16 protein-coding genes are annotated in these 17,645 nt (G+C 71.7%); 13 read left to right on the forward strand and 3 right to left on the reverse strand.

Annotated elements, in window-relative coordinates:
- Positions 1 to 4: 4 nt before the first annotated feature.
- Positions 5 to 568 carry a flavin reductase family protein gene (locus AB0D53_RS16640; protein WP_093894306.1) on the reverse strand — a complete coding sequence of 188 codons (564 nt, stop codon included), beginning with the start codon at positions 566 to 568 and terminating at the stop codon, positions 5 to 7.
- A gap of 319 nt (positions 569 to 887) precedes the next feature.
- Between AB0D53_RS16640 and AB0D53_RS16645 the strand changes: the two genes are divergently transcribed.
- Genes AB0D53_RS16645 through AB0D53_RS16680 form a run of 8 tightly spaced genes read left to right on the forward strand, consistent with a single transcriptional unit; the run spans position 888 to position 10,163 of the window.
- On the forward strand, positions 888 to 1,757 hold the full coding sequence (locus AB0D53_RS16645; protein ID WP_362446320.1) for an alpha/beta fold hydrolase: 870 nt from the start codon (positions 888 to 890) through the stop codon (positions 1,755 to 1,757).
- Positions 1,754 to 3,451, forward strand: coding sequence for an FAD-binding protein (locus AB0D53_RS16650; RefSeq protein ID WP_362446323.1), 1,698 nt, complete (start codon positions 1,754 to 1,756; stop codon positions 3,449 to 3,451). Before AB0D53_RS16645 ends, AB0D53_RS16650 begins: the two co-directional genes overlap by 4 nt.
- Positions 3,448 to 4,485, forward strand: a complete 1,038-nt coding sequence (locus AB0D53_RS16655; protein WP_362446326.1) for a ferredoxin--NADP reductase — start codon at positions 3,448 to 3,450, stop codon at positions 4,483 to 4,485. The genes AB0D53_RS16650 and AB0D53_RS16655 overlap by 4 nt, the downstream gene beginning before the upstream one ends.
- Before the next feature lie 56 nt (positions 4,486 to 4,541).
- Positions 4,542 to 5,450, forward strand: coding sequence for an acetaldehyde dehydrogenase (acetylating) (locus AB0D53_RS16660; RefSeq protein WP_362446329.1), 909 nt, complete (start codon positions 4,542 to 4,544; stop codon positions 5,448 to 5,450).
- A gap of 28 nt (positions 5,451 to 5,478) precedes the next feature.
- The gene (gene dmpG / locus AB0D53_RS16665; RefSeq protein ID WP_362446332.1) at positions 5,479 to 6,534 is read left to right on the forward strand and encodes a 4-hydroxy-2-oxovalerate aldolase; all 1,056 of its coding nucleotides are present in this window, start codon (positions 5,479 to 5,481) and stop codon (positions 6,532 to 6,534) included.
- Positions 6,535 to 6,542: 8 nt separating this feature from the next.
- Entirely contained in the window at positions 6,543 to 7,727 is a 1,185-nt protein-coding gene (locus AB0D53_RS16670) for an acyl-CoA dehydrogenase family protein (RefSeq protein WP_362446335.1), read from the forward strand.
- A 40-nt stretch (positions 7,728 to 7,767) separates the two neighbouring features.
- On the forward strand, positions 7,768 to 8,685 hold the full coding sequence (locus AB0D53_RS16675) for a VOC family protein (protein ID WP_362446338.1): 918 nt from the start codon (positions 7,768 to 7,770) through the stop codon (positions 8,683 to 8,685).
- Positions 8,682 to 10,163: an FAD-dependent oxidoreductase gene (locus tag AB0D53_RS16680; RefSeq protein WP_362446341.1), complete on the forward strand. Its 1,482-nt coding sequence runs from the start codon at positions 8,682 to 8,684 to the stop codon at positions 10,161 to 10,163. Before AB0D53_RS16675 ends, AB0D53_RS16680 begins: the two co-directional genes overlap by 4 nt.
- Before the next feature lie 72 nt (positions 10,164 to 10,235).
- Here the strand turns inward: AB0D53_RS16680 and AB0D53_RS16685 are convergent, their stop codons facing one another.
- Positions 10,236 to 10,487 (reverse strand): ferredoxin, encoded by a 252-nt coding sequence (locus AB0D53_RS16685; protein ID WP_362446344.1) that lies wholly within the window; start codon positions 10,485 to 10,487, stop codon positions 10,236 to 10,238.
- Positions 10,487 to 11,647, reverse strand: a complete 1,161-nt coding sequence (locus AB0D53_RS16690) for a Rieske 2Fe-2S domain-containing protein (RefSeq protein WP_362446347.1) — start codon at positions 11,645 to 11,647, stop codon at positions 10,487 to 10,489. The genes AB0D53_RS16685 and AB0D53_RS16690 overlap by 1 nt, the downstream gene beginning before the upstream one ends.
- Positions 11,648 to 11,863: 216 nt before the next feature.
- Between AB0D53_RS16690 and AB0D53_RS16695 the strand changes: the two genes are divergently transcribed.
- From AB0D53_RS16695 to AB0D53_RS16715, 5 genes are all read left to right on the forward strand, one after another.
- Positions 11,864 to 12,610: an SDR family NAD(P)-dependent oxidoreductase gene (locus AB0D53_RS16695; RefSeq protein ID WP_362446350.1), complete on the forward strand. Its 747-nt coding sequence runs from the start codon at positions 11,864 to 11,866 to the stop codon at positions 12,608 to 12,610.
- A gap of 131 nt (positions 12,611 to 12,741) precedes the next feature.
- The gene (locus AB0D53_RS16700; protein WP_362446353.1) at positions 12,742 to 13,902 is read left to right on the forward strand and encodes a steroid 3-ketoacyl-CoA thiolase; all 1,161 of its coding nucleotides are present in this window, start codon (positions 12,742 to 12,744) and stop codon (positions 13,900 to 13,902) included.
- A 10-nt stretch (positions 13,903 to 13,912) separates the two neighbouring features.
- Positions 13,913 to 16,099, forward strand: coding sequence for an acyl-CoA dehydrogenase (locus tag AB0D53_RS16705; protein ID WP_362446356.1), 2,187 nt, complete (start codon positions 13,913 to 13,915; stop codon positions 16,097 to 16,099).
- 2 nt (positions 16,100 to 16,101) lie between these two features.
- On the forward strand, positions 16,102 to 16,992 hold the full coding sequence (locus AB0D53_RS16710; protein ID WP_362446359.1) for a MaoC/PaaZ C-terminal domain-containing protein: 891 nt from the start codon (positions 16,102 to 16,104) through the stop codon (positions 16,990 to 16,992).
- The gene (locus tag AB0D53_RS16715; RefSeq protein WP_362446362.1) at positions 16,989 to 17,636 is read left to right on the forward strand and encodes a PaaI family thioesterase; all 648 of its coding nucleotides are present in this window, start codon (positions 16,989 to 16,991) and stop codon (positions 17,634 to 17,636) included. Before AB0D53_RS16710 ends, AB0D53_RS16715 begins: the two co-directional genes overlap by 4 nt.
- The last annotated feature ends 9 nt before the right edge of the window (positions 17,637 to 17,645 follow it).

The following is a 17,645-nucleotide window of genomic DNA, read 5'->3' on the forward strand; positions in this document are numbered from 1 at the left end:
CTCCTCACCCCCAGTGGGCTCCCCAGCTCCACGGATCGACGGGTGCCGCCGGGCTGCCGAGGCCGAAGCCGCCGCGGAAGAAGAGCATCGGCTGCCGGTCGGTCACGGTTTCCAGGGCGATGACCCGGCCCACCACCACATCGTGGTCGCCCGCGCCGTGCACGTCGTGGACATCGGCGTGCACCCGGGTCAGCACACCGGGCAGCGAGGGTGTTCCCCAGCGGGACACCTCCCAGTCCAGCCCCTCGAACTTGCGGCCCTTGCTCGATCCGAACCGGCCGCAGATATCGGCCTGTTCGTCCGTCAGGATGTTCACGGAGAACCGTCCCGACTCCCGGATCCTCGGCCACGCGCGCCCCCGGTGGTCGGCGCAGAACAGCACCAGGGCCGGTTCGAGCGAGACCGAAGCGAACGACTGGCACGCGAAACCGGAAGGGACGCCGTCCCGGCCGATCCCCGTCACCACCGTGACCCCGGACGCGAAGGTGCCCATGGTGCGCCGCATCCGCGCAGGGGTCGGCTCGGTCTCCTCGCATACCTCGGGCGCGGACAGGGACTCTGCGGTCATCGGGTTCACCTCGACGAGGACGGGTGCGGTGGTGTGCCCGGGGCCGGGCAGGCGCCGAAAGTAGGACAGCGGCCCGAAGCGCCGGGGTCCTGTTCCCGATGAGTGGAACGGCTCCGGGCCGTGGACCGCCGCAGGCGACCCGTACCCACGTGACCGTACGCATCCCGCTGACCGAGACGTCCGCCGCGAGGCACGGCGGGCCGTGGCTACGGTCCAGGAACCGATCACACGGCACCCACGGCCGCCCGGAGGGACCACCACCCCGGCCGGCCCACCGGGTCACCAGGTCCACCGGACACCGAGGCCAACCGAGGCAGGGATGATGACGGCGCTGAGCCACGACTCCACACTGCGTGAACTCGCCACCGAACAGGGCGTGCTGCGCTACCACGAGGCCGGAGACGGCCCGCCCCTGCTGCTGTTGCACGGATCCGGGCCCGGGGTCACCGGATGGCGGAACTTCCGGCACAACCTGGGCGTGTTCGCCGAGCACTTCCGCTGTCTCGTCCTGGAGTTCCCCGGATTCGGGGTCAGCGACCCGGCCGGGGGTCATCCGATGATGACGGCGGCCTCGTCCGTGACCCGCTTCCTGGACGGGCTCGGGCTGGACCGGGTCGACATCATCGGCAACTCGATGGGCGGCATCGTCGGCACGCGCTTCGCGCTCGGCCACCCCGACCGGGTGCGCCGCCTCGTGACGATCGGCGGCATCGGACGCAGCCTGTACAGCCCGAGCCCCGGCGAAGGCATCCGACTGCTCAACGAGTTCACCGACGAGCCGACCCGCGAGGGCCTGGTCCGCTGGCTTAACTCCATGGTGTACGACCGGTCGTTGGTGACCGAGGAGCTCATCGAGGAGCGGTGGAACCACGCCACCGACCCGGAGACGCTCGCCAGTGCCCGCCGGATGTACGGGAGCAAGGCGTTCGCGGCCGGTGCCGCCGCAGCTGCCGCGTCCGACGAGGCGCCGTACTGGGCCATGCTCCACCGGCTCCGCGCGAAGACGCTGCTCACCTGGGGCCGCGACGACCGGGTCAGCCCGGTCGACATGTCGATCGTGCCGATGCGCACCATCCCCGACGCCGAACTGCACGTCTTCCCGGACTGCGGGCACTGGGTGATGATCGAACAGAAGGCCGCCTGGGAGAGCGCGGTTCTCGCCTTCCTCACCCGTGAGGAGGCGGCATGAGCCCCGCGGCCCAGGAGAGCTGGGACGAGGAGTTCGACTTCGTCGTGGTCGGCAGTGGCGGAGGCGGCATGGCCGCCGCACTGACCGCGGCCGACAGCGGCCTGAGCACCGTCGTGGTCGAGAAGGGCCGGAAGTACGGCGGTTCGACCGGCATCTCCGGCGGCGGCATCTGGATCCCGAACAACCCGACGCTGCGCGCCAAGGGACACAACGACAGCCGCGAGTCCGTACGCCGTTACCTCGACCTGCTCACCGGGAACCGGGTACCCGCGGCCCGCCTCGACGCGTACGTCGACCAGGGGCCGGCCGCGATGGAACTGCTCGGGAAGAGCCGGTGGATGCGGTTCTACTGGGTCAAGGGTTACGCCGACTACCACCCCGAGTACGACGGGGGACGCCCGCTCGGCCGGTCCATCGAGGCGCTGCCCTTCGATACCCGCAAGCTCGGCGAGGACGAGAAGTACCAGCGGCCCAACAGCCTCAAGGGTCCGCTCGGGCTGTGGATCACCTCGAAGGACTACCGGGACCTCGCCATGGTCAAGCGGACCTGGCGCGGACGCCGGGCCTCCCTGACCGCCGCCTGGCGGGTCTCGTCCAACATGATCCGCCGACGCCACATGGCGACCGGCGGCCGGGCGCTGGTCGCGCGGATGCGCATGGCGCTGAAGGACGCGGGCATCCCCGTCCGGCTGCGGAGCCCGATGACCGAACTCGTCACCGACGCGAGCGGCAAGGTCACCGGCATCGTCGTGGAACGGGAGGGCAGGGCCGTGCGGATCGGCGCCCGGCGCGGTGTGCTCCTCGCCACCGGCGGGTTCGACCACAACCGGGAGATGCGCGAGAAGTACCTGCCCGAGGGCAGTCGCGACGACCACAGCGCCGGAGTCGTCGAGAATGTCGGTGACGGCATCGTCGCCGGTCAGGCACTCGGCGCTGCCCTCGACTTCATGGACGACGCCTGGTGGATGCCGTCCGTGCACCATCCGTCCGGCGCCACCATTCCGCTGGTCTCCGAACGGTGTATCCCACCATCGGTGATTGTCTCCGGCGACGGCAGGCGCTTCACCAACGAGTCGTCGCCGTACGTGAACTTCGTACACGACCAGATCGAGGGCGGGCACACCACCGCCTGGTTCGTCATGGACGCCAAGGCCCGCGCCCGCTACCCGTTCGCCCAGATCCTGCCCGGCATGCCGTTTCCCAAGGCGTTCTACGAGAACGGCACGGTGCACCGCGCGAACAGCATCGCGGAACTCGCCCGGAGCATCGGCGTCCCGGCGGACACGCTCACCGAGACCGTCGAACGGTTCAACGGCTTCGCCCGGACCGGCCGGGACACCGACTTCGGGCGCGGCGACAGCGCCTACGACCGGTACTACGGCGACCCCACGATGAAGAACCCCAACCTCGACGAGCTCGTCAAGGCCCCCTACTACGCGATCCGCATCGAGGTCGGCGACCTCGGGACCAAGGGCGGCCTCGTCTGCGACGAGCACAGCCAGGTGCTGCGCGAGGACGGCTCGGTCATCGCGGGACTGTACGCCACCGGCAACACCTCCGCGGCCGTGATGGGCAACGAGTACGCGGGACCGGGGGCCACCATCGGCCCGTCCATCGTGTTCGGCTATGTCGCGGCCCGGCACGCGGCCGCTGCCACCCGCGCCGGGACCGGGGCCGCCGGAGGCGCACCATGAGCCCGGCGCCGCTGACCGTACGCGTCGTCGAGGTGATCCGGGAGACCGCCGACGCGCACTCGCTCGTCCTGGCGCCGGCGGACGGGGACCGGGCCCGGTTCACCTACCGGCCCGGCCAGTTCCTCACCGTCCGGGTGCCCTCCGAGCGCCCCGGCGGGGCGGCCCGCTGCTATTCGCTGTGCAGCTCCCCGGCGCGCGACGAGCACCTGAAGGTGACCGTCAAGCGCACGGCCGGGGGGTACGCCTCCCACTGGATCTGCGACCACATCACCGAGGGCGACACCCTGGAGGTGCTGCGGCCCGCGGGCACCTTCACCCCGGACTCGCTCGACGGCGACTTCCTGCTGTGCGCCGCGGGCAGCGGCATCACGCCGGTGATGTCGATCCTTGTCTCCGCCCTGCACGCGGGGACCGGCGCGGTGACCCTCCTCTACGCCAATCGTGACGAACAGTCCGTCATCTTCCGCGACGAACTGATCGCCCTGGCACAGGAATACGGAGAACGGCTCACCGTCCTGCACTGGCTGGAGTCCGTCCAGGGCCGGCCCACCGCATCCGGCCTGCGCACCCTCACCGCGGCCTATGCGGGTCGCCCGGCGTTCGTCTGCGGCCCCGGTCCCTTCATGGACCTGATGACCGGAGCGCTCGCCGGGCTCGGCGTACCGCCGGACCGGATCACGGTGGAGCGCTTCACCTCACTGACCGGCGACCCGTTCGCGGAACGCGAGCCCGCCCCGGAGCCGGACCGAGCAGCGCCCGTCAGCACGGCCGAGGTGGAGCTGGACGGGGTGCGCCACACCATCGACTGGCCGCGGAACACGCCCCTGCTCGACGTGCTGCTCGCCGCCGGACTGGACGCGCCGTACTCCTGCCGGGAGGGCAGCTGCAGCGCCTGCGCCTGCGTCCTCACCGAGGGCGAGGTGGCCATGGAACACAACGAGGTCCTCGACGCGGCCGACCTCGCCGACGGTCTGATCCTCGCCTGCCAGGCACGCCCGCTCAGCGACCGGCTGAAGGCCACCTACGACGGCTGACCCGCCCCTCCCGCACCTGTTCTCCGTTCCCACTCGACCCGGATGAGGTTCGAACCGTGACCAAGGCGACCGCCGCGATCGTCGGATCCGGCAATATCGGCACCGACCTGATGTACAAACTTCTGCGCTCACCGGACATCGAGCCGCGCTGGATGATCGGTGTCGACGAGCAGAGCCCCGGCCTCAAGCGCGCCGCGGACCACGGCCTGCACACGAGCGCCGACGGTGTCGACGCCCTGCTGGCCGGCCAGGAGCGGCCGGACCTGGTCTTCGAGGCCACGTCCGCGTACGTCCATCGGGCCAACGCCCCCAAGTACGCCGAACTCGGCATCCAGGCCATCGACCTGACCCCCGCCGCGATCGGCCCCGCGGTCGTGCCCGCCGTCAACCTGGGCGACCACCTCGACGCACCGAACGTCTCCCTGATCACCTGCGGCGGCCAGGCCACCATCCCCGTCGTGCACGCCGTCTCCCGGGTCACCGAGGTGGCGTACGCGGAGATCGTCGCCAGCGTCGCCTCGCCGTCCGCAGGGCCCGGCACCCGGGCCAACATCGACGAGTTCACGCTCACCACCAGCCGGGGCATCGAGACGATCGGAGGCGCCGCCAGGGGCAAGGCCATCATCATCCTCAACCCGGCCGAGCCGCCGATGCTGATGCAGGACACCGTCTTCTGCGCGATCCCCGCCGACGCCGACCGGGACGCCGTCACCGCGTCCATCCACGAGACCGTCGACCGGGTCGCCACGTACGTACCCGGCTACCGGCTACGCACCGAGCCGCAGTTCGACCGGCCGACCGCGGTCAGCGGCGGGCTCGCCCGCGTCGCGGTCTTCATCGAGGTGGAGGGCGCCGGCGACTTCCTGCCGCCGTATTCCGGAAACCTCGACATCATGACCGCCGCCGCCACCAGGGTCGGCGAGGGCTTCGCCCAGCGGATCACCGCCCGCCGCGCCGGCGCCTGACCGCCGCTCACCGAGGAGTGCACGAGCCATGCCCTACAGCTCAGACCTGGACATCCGGGTCACCGATTCGTCCCTCAGGGACGGATCGCATGCCAAGCAGCACCAGTTCACCGTCGCCCACGTCACCTCCGTCGTCGCCGCCCTCGACGACGCCGGCGTGCCCGTCATCGAGGTCACGCACGGCGACGGCCTCGGCGGATCGTCCTTCAACTACGGCTTCAGCCACACCCCCGAGCAGGAGCTGATCAAGGCCGCGGTGAAGACCGCCCGCCGGGCGAAGATCGCCTTCCTGATGCTGCCCGGCCTCGGCCTCCAGGACGACATCCGTGAGGCGGCCGGCAACGGCGCCGCGATCTGCCGGATCGCCACCCACTGCACGGAGGCGGACATCTCCGTCCAGCACTTCGGACTGGCCCGCGAACTCGGCCTGGAGACCGTCGGGTTCCTCATGATGTCGCACAGTCAGCCGCCCGAGGTACTGGCCCGGCAGGCCCGCATCATGGCCGACGCCGGCTGCCAGTGCGTGTACGTCGTCGACTCCGCAGGCGCCCTCGTGATGGAGCAGACCGGCGACCGGATCGCCGCCCTGGTCGCCGAGCTCGGCGAAGACGCCCAGGTCGGTTTCCACGGCCACGAGAACCTCGGCCTCGGCGTCGCCAACTCGGTCCTCGCGGTACGCGCCGGAGCCACGCAGATCGACGGATCCACCCGCCGCTTCGGCGCGGGCGCCGGCAACACGCCCGTCGAGGGGTTCGCCGCCGTCGCCGAGAAGCTGGGCATCCGTACCGGCATCGACGTACTGAAGATCATCGACGCGGCCGAGGACGTCGTGCGGCCCGTCATGGACGGCGAGTGCCTGCTCGACCGGCTGTCGCTGACGATGGGCTACGCCGGTGTCTACTCCAGCTTCCTGAAGCACGCCGCCCGTCAGGCCGCCACCTACCAGGTCTCCGGGGCCGAGATCCTCATGGAGGCCGGCCGCCGCAAGCTCGTCGGCGGCCAGGAGGACCAGCTCATCGAGATCGCGGTCGCCCTCGCGGCGAAGAACCGTTCCGAGAACGCCCAGCACTCCTCGGGGAAGTGAGAACAGCCATGTCCAATCCCGTGCTCGAAACCGTCGAGGCACGCGCCGACGAGATCCGTGCGCTCGGCCCCGCCAACGAGGCGCTCGGCCGGCTCGACGACCGGGCTGCGCAGATCCTGCGGGACGTCGGGGCGATGCGCATGCTCCAGCCGAAGACGTACGGCGGCCTCGAACTGCATCCGCGCGAGTTCGCCGAGACCGTCATGAGGATCGCGGCCCTGGACGGGGCCAGCGGCTGGGTCACCGGCGTCGTCGGCGTCCACCCGTGGGAGATGGCGATGGCCGACCCCCGGGTCCAGGAGGAGATCTGGGGCGAGGACCCCGACACCTGGATCGCCTCCCCGTACGCTCCGATGGGCCTGCTGAGACCCGTCGAAGGCGGCTACGTCTTCAACGGCCGCTGGCAGTTCTCCTCCGGCACCGACCACTGCCGCTGGATCTTCCTCGGCGGCTTCCTCGCCGACGCCGACGGCAACCGGCTCAACCCGCCGCAGTCCGTTCACGTCATCCTGCCGCGCGCCGACTACGAGATCGTCGACGACTCGTGGGACGTGGTCGGGCTGCGCGGCACCGGCAGCAAGGACGTCATCGTCGAGGACGCCTTCGTGCCGGACTACCGCGTCATCGAGTACAACAAGGTGGTGGACGGTTCCCTGGCCGCGGAGTCCGGGCCGGCCGGCCCCGCCTACCGGCTGCCGTTCTCGGCCGCCTTCCCGCTCGGCATCACCGCCGCCGTCATCGGCATCTGCGAGGGCGCACTCGCTCACCACCTCGACTACCAGCGCACCCGGGTGCAGATCACCGGCCAGGCCGTGAAGGACGACCCGTACGTGCTGTACGCCATCAGCGACGCGGCGGCCGAGATCGCGGCCTCCCGCGCGGCGCTGTTGGACAACATCTGCCGGATGTACGACGCGGTCGCCGCCGGCGAGGAGATCAGCTTCGAGCGGCGGGCCGTCGGCCGGCGCACCCAGGCCGCCGCCGCCTGGCGGGCCGTCCGCGCGGTCGACGAGGTCGTCGCCCGCTCCGGCGGCAACGCGATGCGGCTGGACAACCCGATCCAGCGCTTCTGGCGCGACGCGCACGTGGGCCTCACGCACGCCATTCATGTGCCGGGATCCGTCTTCCACGCCTCGGCCCTCACCGAGATCGGTGTCGAGCCGCCGCAGGGCCCGATGCGCTCGATGATCTGAGGCTTTCGTCCGGAGCAGGTTGGTACAGAAAGGAATTCCCATGACGCAGATCCGCGGACTCGGATATCTCCGGGTCCAGACCCGTGACGTCGCCCGCTGGCGCGAACTCACCGTGGACGCACTCGGTTTCGCCGAGGGCTCCGGGCCGGACCCGGACGGCCTGTACCTGCGTATGGACGAGCGCCGAGCCCGGCTCGTCGTCCTGCCCGGAGACAGCGACCGGGTGCTGTCGATCGGCTGGGAGGTGCGGGACCAGTTCGCACTCGCGGCCGTCTGCCGCGCCGTGGAGGCATCCGGTACGGCGGTGAAACCGCTCGGCCGGCAGGAGGCCGACGACCGGGGGGTCGAGCAGGGCATCACGTTCGAGGATCCGGCCGGAGTGTCCGTCGAGGTGTTCTTCGCCCCGATCCTCGACCACAGTCCCGTACTGACCAAGCTCGGCCAGCGGTTTGTCACCGGCGGCCAGGGGATGGGACACATCGTCCTGCCCACCACCAGCCCCGACGAGACGATCGCCTTCTACACCGAGGTGCTCGGCTTCCTGCCGCGCGGCTCGATGCGGCTCGGCGGCGGGTCGCCGCGCAGGGTGCGCTTCATGGGCGTCAACGAACGCCACCACAGCCTCGCCGTGTGCCCCGCCCCGCACGGGGAAGCGCCCGGCCTCGTGCACCTGATGGTCGAGGTGGACAGCCTGGACGCGGTCGGCCGCGCCCTCGACAACGTGGCCGAGCAGGGCTTCTCGCTCTCCTCCACCCTGGGGCGGCACACCAACGACAAGATGGTGTCGTTCTACGTCCGCGCACCCGGCGGCTGGGACATCGAGTACGGCTACGACGGAATGCGCGTCGACGAGGCGCACTACACCGCGGAGGAGATCACCGCCGACAGCTACTGGGGTCACGACTGGTCCGGCTCCGAACCCCTCGCCGCCTTCACCCCGCCCGGGACGGCCACATGAGAGCGGCCCGGCCGGTGACACCGGTCCCCGCCGGGACCGTCGGCCACTACGACGGGGAAGCCGATGTGCTGGTCGTCGGCTTCGGATGCGCCGGAGCGGCCGCCGCGTACGAGGCCGCCGCGGCGGGCGCCGACGTCCTCGTCCTGGAGCGGGCCGGCGGCCCCGGCGGGTCCTCCGCCCTGTCCGGCGGCGAACTGTATCTCGGCGGCGGGACCCCGGTGCAGCGCGCCTGCGGCTTCGAGGACGGCGCGGACGACATGTTCGCCTATCTCGACGCCGCGCTCGGGCCGCACGCCGACCAGGAGAAGCTGCGCCTGTACTGCGACGGCAGCACCGAGCACTTCCAGTGGTTCGTGGACCGCGGGCTGACCTTCGAGCCGACCCTGTGGGACGCGCCGACCTGGATGCCGACCACCAAGGACGGACTGATGTGGCTGGGCGAGAACGCCTGGCCGTACAACGAGATCGCCCGCCCCGCGCCGCGCGGCCACCGCTGCGCGACCGACTCGTTCGGAGGCTGGCTGGTGATGGAGAAGCTGATCGCCGCCGCGGAGGGCGCCGGAGCCGCCGTGCACGTCGACACCCGGGCCACGGCGCTCGTCGTGGACGACGGCGGACGGGTCGTCGGGGTCGGCGCCCGCCGTCATGGCCAGGACCTCTTCTACCGGGCCCGCAAGGGGGTCGTGCTGACCACCGGCGGGTTCGTCGACAACGAGGAGATGCTCGCCGATCACGCCCCGCACCTCATCGGCCACGACAAGGTCAGCGACGGACTGGACGACGGCAGCGGCATTCGCATGGCGGCCGCAGTCGGTGCCGCCACCCGGCGGATGGGTGTGGTCGAGCTGGCGCTGACCGCGCTGCCCGCGATGGTCACCCGGGGCATGCTGGTCAACGCCCACGGCATGCGCTTCATCAACGAGGACGTCTATCCCGGCCTGTTCAGCGTGGCCGCCGTGCTGACCCAGCCCGCCCCCTACTGGGTGATCATCGACGAAGAGGGATACGAGTCGATCCCCGAGCGGGAACGCTGGGGCGTGGTTCCCCGGTTCGTCACGGAGACCCTGGCGGAGCTGGAGACCGGACTCGGGATGCCGCAGGGCGCCCTGGAGTCCACGGTCGGCACCTACAACACGCATGCGGCGAGGGGCCAGGATCCGTACTTCCACAAGGACCCGCGCTGGCTCAGGCCGTTGACGGGGCCGTTCGCGGCGGTCGATCCCCGGGCCGGCTTCCACCGGGGCGGCCGTCCCGGTGCGGGAGCCGGAACGGGGGCCGCCGGGTTCACTCTGGGCGGGCTGCACACCACCGTGGACGGTGCGGTGCTCGACGTGTCCGGCCGTCCCGTCCCCGGACTGTTCGCCGCGGGGCGGGCCTCGTCCGGCATCCACGGCGAGGGATATGTCAGCGGCACGTCCCTCGGGGACGGGACGTTCTTCGGCCGCCGCGCGGGTGTCGCCGCGGCAGGCGGCGCCTGAACCGCACGGCGGAGGCCGGGTACGCGCCCTGGGGCGTACCCGGCCTCCGCCGTGCGTCGCTGCGTGCCGAGGTCAGGCGCCGCCGTCCACGAGTGCGATCGTGCCCCGCAGCGCGGCCTCGCGGATCGTGTCACGCAGGGATCCGCAGCCCTCGAAGTCCGCACCGGCTCCCTCGCGCTCGGCGCAGAGAGCCACCGCACTGCCGTTCCACTGCACACTCGTCTGCTGCCAGCTGCTCTTGCGTACCAGCACCTGAGCGGTGCAGCGTTCGCACGCCAGCGGCCGCATCGGCGCTCCGTCGGTGAGCCGGTTGTCGACCCGCATCAGGCCGGCCGGCCCTCGGCGACGGCGGCCCTGCGGGCGAGGTTCGCCTCGACCTCCTTCTGCCATGCCTCGACGGGGCGTGTGGTGTCCAGCTCGAACTCGAAGCGGTCCGTCATCTCCGGTTTCACATCGGCCACGTCCACGTAGAACTGCTCGTACCAGCGCCGCAGTTGGTAGACGGGCCCGTCCTCTTCGCAGAGCAGGGGGTTGTCGATGCGGGCCTTGTTCTGCCAGATCTGGACGTCCTGCTCGAAGCCGAGCTTGATGAACTGGGCCATTCCCGCCGCGAGTTCGTCGGCCTCGCCGCCCGACATCGACGGCGACCGCTTGACGATGATGCCGTACTGGAGCACGAACCTGTCGGCATCGACGGGGTAGTGACAGTTGATCAGGACAGAATGCTGATCACCGGTGTCGAAGTGGTAGGTGAGGTCGTCGATCATGAAGGACGGGCCGTGGTAGGAGGCCAGCGAGTTGCTGCCGGTGGTCTTCGGCTTGTCGCCCTGCTCCTGGGGGCGGGCGTCGGGACGGCCGGTCGCGCGCATGTGCTGGGTGGCGGTGTGGCCCTCGAAGACGTTCTTGAAGAACGTCGGGAAGGAGTAGTGGACATAGAAGAAGTGGGCCATGTCCACGACGTTGTCCACGACTTCGCGGCAGTTGGCGTCGATGGTGGTCTCGTACCAGAGCCAGTCGGTCCACTCGTCGCTCGTCGCGCCCTCGATCCTGGGGATGGCCACGTCGGCGGGCGGAGGATTGCCCTCCGGGTCGTTCCAGACGAAGAGCAGGCCGTCCTGGTCCAGCGTCGTCCAGGACGCCGTGCGGGCCCGCAGCGGTACCCGCTTGGAGTACGGGATCTGCTTGCAGCGGCCGTCACCGCCCCAGCGCCAGTCGTGGAACGGGCAGGCGACCTCATTGCCCTTGACGGTTCCTTGCGAGAGGTCACCGCCCATGTGGCGGCAGTAGGCGTCCAGGACGCTGAGGGTGCCGTCGCCCGCCTGGAACACCACGAGCTTCTGGCCGAACGCCCGGACCGAGTGCGGCTTCCCGTCCCGGTACTTCTCCGCGAGCCCCAGGCAGTGCCAGCCGCGCGCGAAACGCGTGGGTGCCGCTGCGGCTTCGATGGCCCTGACCTCGTCGGGTGCTGACTCGACTGCGCTCACGTTCTCTCATCCCCTTAAGGACGCGTGGTTTCCAGGTTCCCGGACGGTAGGCCCGCGCGCCGGTGCCTGGCCGGGGGAGTCCCACTGACCGGAACCGGCCCTCAGGGGCCGGTCGAGGGCCCGTCCCGGTCGGTGGGACCGGGGCTTCGCGGCGCCGTCGGCCGCGAGTACCGTGCCCCGCCCTGTCCACCGACAGCCACTGCGAAGGAGCCCGTGATGAACCGGTTCGACGGCGTGAAGGTCCTGCTCACCGGGGCGGGATCGGGGATCGGGCGGGCGACCGCGCTGCGCCTCGTGTCCGAGGGGGCGGCCGTGTTCGCCGTGGATCTCGCGCACGGGGGCCTGGCGGACACCGCCGCGGCGGCTGACGGGCCGGGGCGGATCGTGACCCGGGTCGCCGATGTCGCCGACGAGGACGCCGTGGTGGCGAGCGTCCGGGCCGCGGCCGAGAGCCTCGGCGGCCTCGACGTCCTGGTCAATGTGGCGGGAATCCACCGGACGACTCCGATCGACCGGCTGACCGCGGCCGACATGGAGCGGCTCTTCGCGGTCAACACGGTGGGCACGGCCCTGTTCTGCCGGGAGACGCTGCCCCATCTGCCGGACGGTTCGGGCGTCATCGTCAACGTCGCGTCGTCGGCCGCGGCCCACGGGAACCCGTACATGACCGCGTACGCCGCCTCCAAGGGGGCGGTCCTCGGCTTCTCGCTGTCCCTGGCCGCCGAGGTCGCGCACCGCGGCATCCGGGTCGTGCCCGTGTCGCCCGGCTCCGTCGCCACCCCGCTGGTGGGACCGCACGTGCTGCCGCCGGATCTCGACGCCTCGTACTACGCGCGGATCCGCGCACCGTTCGGCACCGCGCAGCCCGAGCAGATCGCCGGGGTGATCGCCTTCGCGGCGTCCCGGGACGCGGGCCACCTCACCGGGGCGGAGCTCCGGGTCGACGGCGGATCCCACATCTGACGCAGCGACCGGCCCATGGAAGCGCCGGGCCACTGAGCGGGACTGGCTCTTGCTTGTTTCGAGAATGAATTCTAATTTTCGATCCATCAGTGTCCCGGCCCAACGGGCCCCTCACACCCTTATGGAGAGCCATGACCGAGGCCGTCATCGTCGAAGCCGCGCGCACACCGGTCGGCCGGCGCCGTGGCGTCCTGTCGGGGCTCCACCCGGCAGAACTCCTCGGGCTCGCCCAGAAGGGCCTGCTGGCCCGGGCCGGCATGGCCCCCGACAGCGTGGAGCAGGTCATCGGGGGCTGTGTCACCCAGGCCGGTGAGCAGTCCAACAACGTGACCCGCAACTCCTGGTTGCACGCGGGACTGCCCTGCACCACCGCGTGCACCACCATCGACTGCGCCTGCGGATCGTCCCAGCAGGCCGTGCACCTGGTCGCGGGGCTGATCGCCGCCGGTGCCATCGAGACCGGCATCGGCTGCGGCGTCGAGTCCATGAGCCGCGTCTTCCTCGGAGCCGCGCTCACCCCCGACAACGGCTCCCCGGCGCCGGACAGCTGGGAACTGGACATGCCCGACCAGTTCACCGCCGCCGAACGCATCGCCCGCAACCGGGGCATCACCAGGGCCGACGCGGACGCCCTCGGCCTCGTCTCCCAGCAGAGGGCCGCCCGCGCCTGGGCCGAGGGCCGGTTCGACGGGCAGATCATCGACGTCCGGGCCCCCGTTCTCGGCCCCGAGGGGCCCACCGGTGAGACCGCCCTCGTCAGCCGCGACCAGGGACTGCGCGACACCACCCCCGAGGCACTGGCCGCACTGCGGCCCGTACTTCCCGAAGGCATCCACACCGCCGGCAACTCCTCCCAGATCAGCGACGGCGCCGCCGCCGTCCTGCTCATGAGCCGGGAGCGCGCCGCCCGCGAAGGGCTGCGCCCCCGGGCCCGGATCGTGGCCTCCGCCATGGTCGGCTCCGACCCGTACTACCACCTCGACGGACCGGTCGCCGCGACCGAACGGGTTCTGCGCACCGCCGGGATGACCCTCGCCGACATCGACCTCGTCGAGATCAACGAGGCCTTCGCCTCCGTCGTCCTGTCCTGGGCGCAGGTCCACAAGGCCGACATGGACAAGGTCAACGTCAACGGCGGCGCCATCGCGCTCGGTCACGCCGTCGGCTCCACCGGTGCCCGGCTCATCACCCAGGCCCTGTACGAGTTGGAACGCACGGGCAGGTCCACCGCGCTGATCACCATGTGCGCCGGCGGGGCGCACGCGACCGCCACCGTCATCGAACGCATCTGAGGGGCGAGCCATGACCATCGGACTCACCCAGGAACACCTGGACCTGCGCGACGCCGTACGCGCCTTCGTCAACCGGCACATCACCGAGGACACCCTCCGCGCGGCGGCCGACGCCGACAAGGAGACCCTCCCCGCCCACTGGAGCGGCCTCGCCGAGCAGGGCGTCCTCGGACTGCACCTGCCGGAGGAGGACGGCGGCGCCGGGTACGGACTCGTCGAACTCGCCGTCGTCACCGAGGAACTGGGCCGGGCCACAGCACCGGGCCCCTTCCTGCCGACGACCCTCGCCTCGGCCGTGCTGCACGCCGCCGGACACCGGACCTACCTCGCCCCGCTCGCCGCCGGCACCACCCTCGGTGCGGTGGGGCTCGCCCCCGGCACCCTCGCCCTGGCCCGCGCCGCCGACGGCGGCGTCACGGTCACCGGCACCTCGGAACTCGTGATCGGAGGTCACCTCGCCGACGTGTTCGTGCTGCCCGCGTCCGACAACGGCCGGACCACCTGGCTGGTGCTGCCCCGCGCCGTCGTGGACACCACCGACGTCCGCAGCCACGACCTGACCCGGCGCTCGTCCCGGGTGACCGTGCGGTCGGTGCCGGTTCCCGCCGCCGATCTGCTGGACCTCGACCCGCGGACGCCCGGGGATCTCGCCGCGACGCTGTTCGCCGCCGAAGCCGCCGGGCTCGCCGACCGCTGTGTGACCACCGCCGCGCAATACGCCCGGGTGCGCGAGCAGTTCGGCCGCCGCATCGGCCAGTTCCAGGGCGTCAAGCACCGCTGCGCCCGCATGCTCGCCCAGGCCGAACAGGCCCGCGCCTGCGCCTGGGACGCCGCCCGCGCACACGGCGCCGGGAACCCGGAGGAGGCGACGCTGGCCGCCGCGGTCGCCGCAGCGGTCGGCGTCGACGCCGCGTTCGCCGTCGCCAAGGACTGCATCCAGGTACTCGGCGGCATCGGCTTCACCTGGGAGCACGACGCGCACCTCGCGCTGCGCCGCGCCCAGACGCTCCGGATCGCCCTCGGCCCGGCCGCCGTCTGGCGCCGCCGTGTCGCCCGCCTCGCCCTGGACGGCACCCGCCGCACCCTGGGCGTGGAGCTGCCGCCGGAGGCCGAGACCGTACGCGAGGACATCCGCGCCGAACTGCGTGCGGCCGCCGCCCTGGACGGCAGGGAACGGCTCACCCACCTCGCCGACCACGGCTACACCGCACCGCACCTGCCGGCCCCCTGGGGCAAGGGCGCCGGCCCGGTGGACCAGCTCGTCATCGCCGAGGAGCTGCGGGCCGCGGACCTCACCCCTGTCGACATGATCATCGGCGGCTGGGTGGTGCCCACACTCATCGCCCACGGCGACCCGGCCCAGCAGGAACGCTTCCTGACCCCGAGCCTGCGCGGCGACATCATCTGGTGCCAGCTGTTCAGCGAACCGGACGCGGGATCCGACCTCGCCGGGCTCACCACCCGCGCCGAGAAGGTGGACGGCGGCTGGCGGATCACCGGGCAGAAGGTGTGGACGTCCATGGCCCGCGACGCCCACTGGGGCGTCCTGCTCGCCCGGACCGACGCGGACGTGCCCAAGCACAAGGGCATCTCCTACTTCCTCCTCGACATGACGAGCCCCGGACTCGACATCCGTCCGCTGCGGCAGATAACCGGGGACGCCGAGTTCAACGAGGTCTTCCTCGACGAGGTGTTCGTCCCCGACGACCTGCTCGTCGGCTCCCCGGGCTCCGGCTGGAAACTCGCCCGGACCACCCTCGCCAACGAACGCGTCGCCCTCTCCCACGACTCGGTCGGCTCCGGTGCCGAAGCCCTGCTGGAGATCGCCGCCGTGTCGGACGGCCTCGACGACGAACAGCTCACCACACTCGGCGCCCACCTCTGCGACGCCCAGACCGGCGCCGTCCTCGCCCTGCGCACCACCCTGCGAACCGTCTCCGGACAGCAGCCCGGCGCCGAGGCGTCCGTCTCCAAACTGCTCGGCGTCGAACACCAGCAGCGGGTCTGGGAGACCTGCATGGAATGGCAGGGCGCCGCCGCACTCACCGGCGAGGGCGAACGCCTCGACGCCACCTGGCAGTTCCTCAACGCCCGCTGCCTCTCCATCGCGGGCGGCACGACGGAGGTCCAGCTCAACATCATCGGCGAGCGCATGCTCGGCCTGCCCCGCGACCCCGAGCCCACCGAGAAAGGCTGACCATGCCCATCGACCGCGACAAGGCCCTGACCGCGGACCCGTCCGTCCGCGAGATCCACTGGACCACCCGCGACGTGCTGCTCTACCACCTGAGCCTGGGCGCCGGCGCCGACGCGACCACCGGTCCCGAGCTGCACCTGACCTACGAGAACGGCCTCGGCGTGCTGCCGACCTTCGCCATGGTCGCCGGTGACGGCATCTCCGCCGGCGAGTCCGGCCCACCGGGCTTCCACCTTCCCGGCATCGACATCGACCTGCGGGCCGTGCTCCACGCAGGCCAGGGCCTGCAGGTCCACCGCCCCCTGCCGGCATCGGGCACCGCCACGCTCAGCTCGCGTGTCGCCGAGCTGTGGGACAAGGGCAGAGCCGCACTCATCGTCCTGGAGTCCACGGCCACGGGGCCCGACGGCGAGCAGCTGTGGACGTCCACCACCCGCATCTGGGCGCGCGGCGAGGGCGGCTTCGGGGGCGAGCCGGGCCCGTCGGAGGACTGGACCGCTCCGGACCGCCCCGCCGACACCGTGCTCACCTCCGTCACCACCCCCCAGCAGGCCCTGTGGTACCGGCTCAACGGTGACCTCAACCCGCTCCACGCCGACCCGGCCTTCGCGCGGGCGGCCGGCTTCGACCGGCCGATCCTGCACGGGCTCGCCTCGTACGGCCTCGTCTGCAAGGCCCTGGTCGACGGCGTCCTCGACGGCGACGTCACCCGGCTCACGGGCCTCACCGTGCGCTTCGCCGGACTCCTCCTCCCCGGCGAGTCCCTCGCCACCTCCGTATGGCGCGCGGGACCGGCCGCCGACGGCACGGAGCAACTCGTGCTGCACGCGGCCTGCCCCGAGCGCGAGGGCGCGCCCGTGCTCACCCACGCGACGGCGACGGTGACGGCGTGAGCATCCCCTGCGACGAGAGCACCACTGCGGTCACCGGCCCCCGCCTGGTCGCCGAACCGCACAAGGACGGTGTCGACGCGGCGGTCGACGCGGCCCGCCGGGTGGTCACCGCCCTGCTGCGCGCCGGCGACGGCACCGGCGCCGACATGAACGGGATCGCCGCCCGGCTCGACGCCGTCGCCGACGGACTCACCGAGAAGGCGTCCTCCATGGAGACACGCCTCGCCGAGATGTGGCGCGGCGAGGGCATCACCCGGCACGACCCCGTCACCGGCCCGGAGAACGCCCTCGCACCGCCGCTGCACCTGCACGGCAAGGAGGACGGCTCCGTCGAAGGAGTCGTCACGCTCGGCCTGCCCTACCAGGGTCCGCCCGGTCATGTGCACGGCGGGATCTCGGCGCTGCTCCTCGACCACACGCTGGGCGTGGCCAACCACTGGGGCGGCCTCTCGGGCATGACCGCGGAACTGACCCTGCGCTATCTGCGGCCCACCCCGCTGTTCGAGCCGCTGACGGTCACCGGCCGCCAGATCTCCGTGGACGGTTCGCGGATCCGTACGGTCGGCGAGATCCGGGCCGGCGGCCACGTCTGCGTCACCGCAGCTGGTCTGTTCATCGACAAGCAACTGCCCAGGCCGAGTTGAGGGAGACCG

Origin of the sequence: Streptomyces sp. NPDC048295 (assembly GCF_040652135.1) — a bacterium.
Lineage (GTDB): Bacteria > Actinomycetota > Actinomycetes > Streptomycetales > Streptomycetaceae > Streptomyces.

What these genes read in the sequence shown, in the direction of transcription:
- AB0D53_RS16680 (WP_362446341.1), top strand. Translation starts at nt 8,682, where the DNA reads ATGAGAGCGGCCCGGCCGGTGACACCGGTCCCCGCCGGGACCGTCGGC.
- dmpG (WP_362446332.1), top strand. Translation starts at nt 5,479, where the DNA reads ATGCCCTACAGCTCAGACCTGGACATCCGGGTCACCGATTCGTCCCTC.
- AB0D53_RS16710 (WP_362446359.1), top strand. Translation starts at nt 16,102, where the DNA reads ATGCCCATCGACCGCGACAAGGCCCTGACCGCGGACCCGTCCGTCCGC.
- AB0D53_RS16655 (WP_362446326.1), top strand. Translation starts at nt 3,448, where the DNA reads ATGAGCCCGGCGCCGCTGACCGTACGCGTCGTCGAGGTGATCCGGGAG.
- AB0D53_RS16700 (WP_362446353.1), top strand. Translation starts at nt 12,742, where the DNA reads ATGACCGAGGCCGTCATCGTCGAAGCCGCGCGCACACCGGTCGGCCGG.
- AB0D53_RS16705 (WP_362446356.1), top strand. Translation starts at nt 13,913, where the DNA reads ATGACCATCGGACTCACCCAGGAACACCTGGACCTGCGCGACGCCGTA.
- AB0D53_RS16640 (WP_093894306.1), bottom strand. Translation starts at nt 568, where the DNA reads ATGACCGCAGAGTCCCTGTCCGCGCCCGAGGTATGCGAGGAGACCGAG.
- AB0D53_RS16670 (WP_362446335.1), top strand. Translation starts at nt 6,543, where the DNA reads ATGTCCAATCCCGTGCTCGAAACCGTCGAGGCACGCGCCGACGAGATC.
- AB0D53_RS16685 (WP_362446344.1), bottom strand. Translation starts at nt 10,487, where the DNA reads ATGCGGGTCGACAACCGGCTCACCGACGGAGCGCCGATGCGGCCGCTG.
- AB0D53_RS16645 (WP_362446320.1), top strand. Translation starts at nt 888, where the DNA reads ATGATGACGGCGCTGAGCCACGACTCCACACTGCGTGAACTCGCCACC.
- AB0D53_RS16675 (WP_362446338.1), top strand. Translation starts at nt 7,768, where the DNA reads ATGACGCAGATCCGCGGACTCGGATATCTCCGGGTCCAGACCCGTGAC.
- AB0D53_RS16695 (WP_362446350.1), top strand. Translation starts at nt 11,864, where the DNA reads ATGAACCGGTTCGACGGCGTGAAGGTCCTGCTCACCGGGGCGGGATCG.
- AB0D53_RS16650 (WP_362446323.1), top strand. Translation starts at nt 1,754, where the DNA reads ATGAGCCCCGCGGCCCAGGAGAGCTGGGACGAGGAGTTCGACTTCGTC.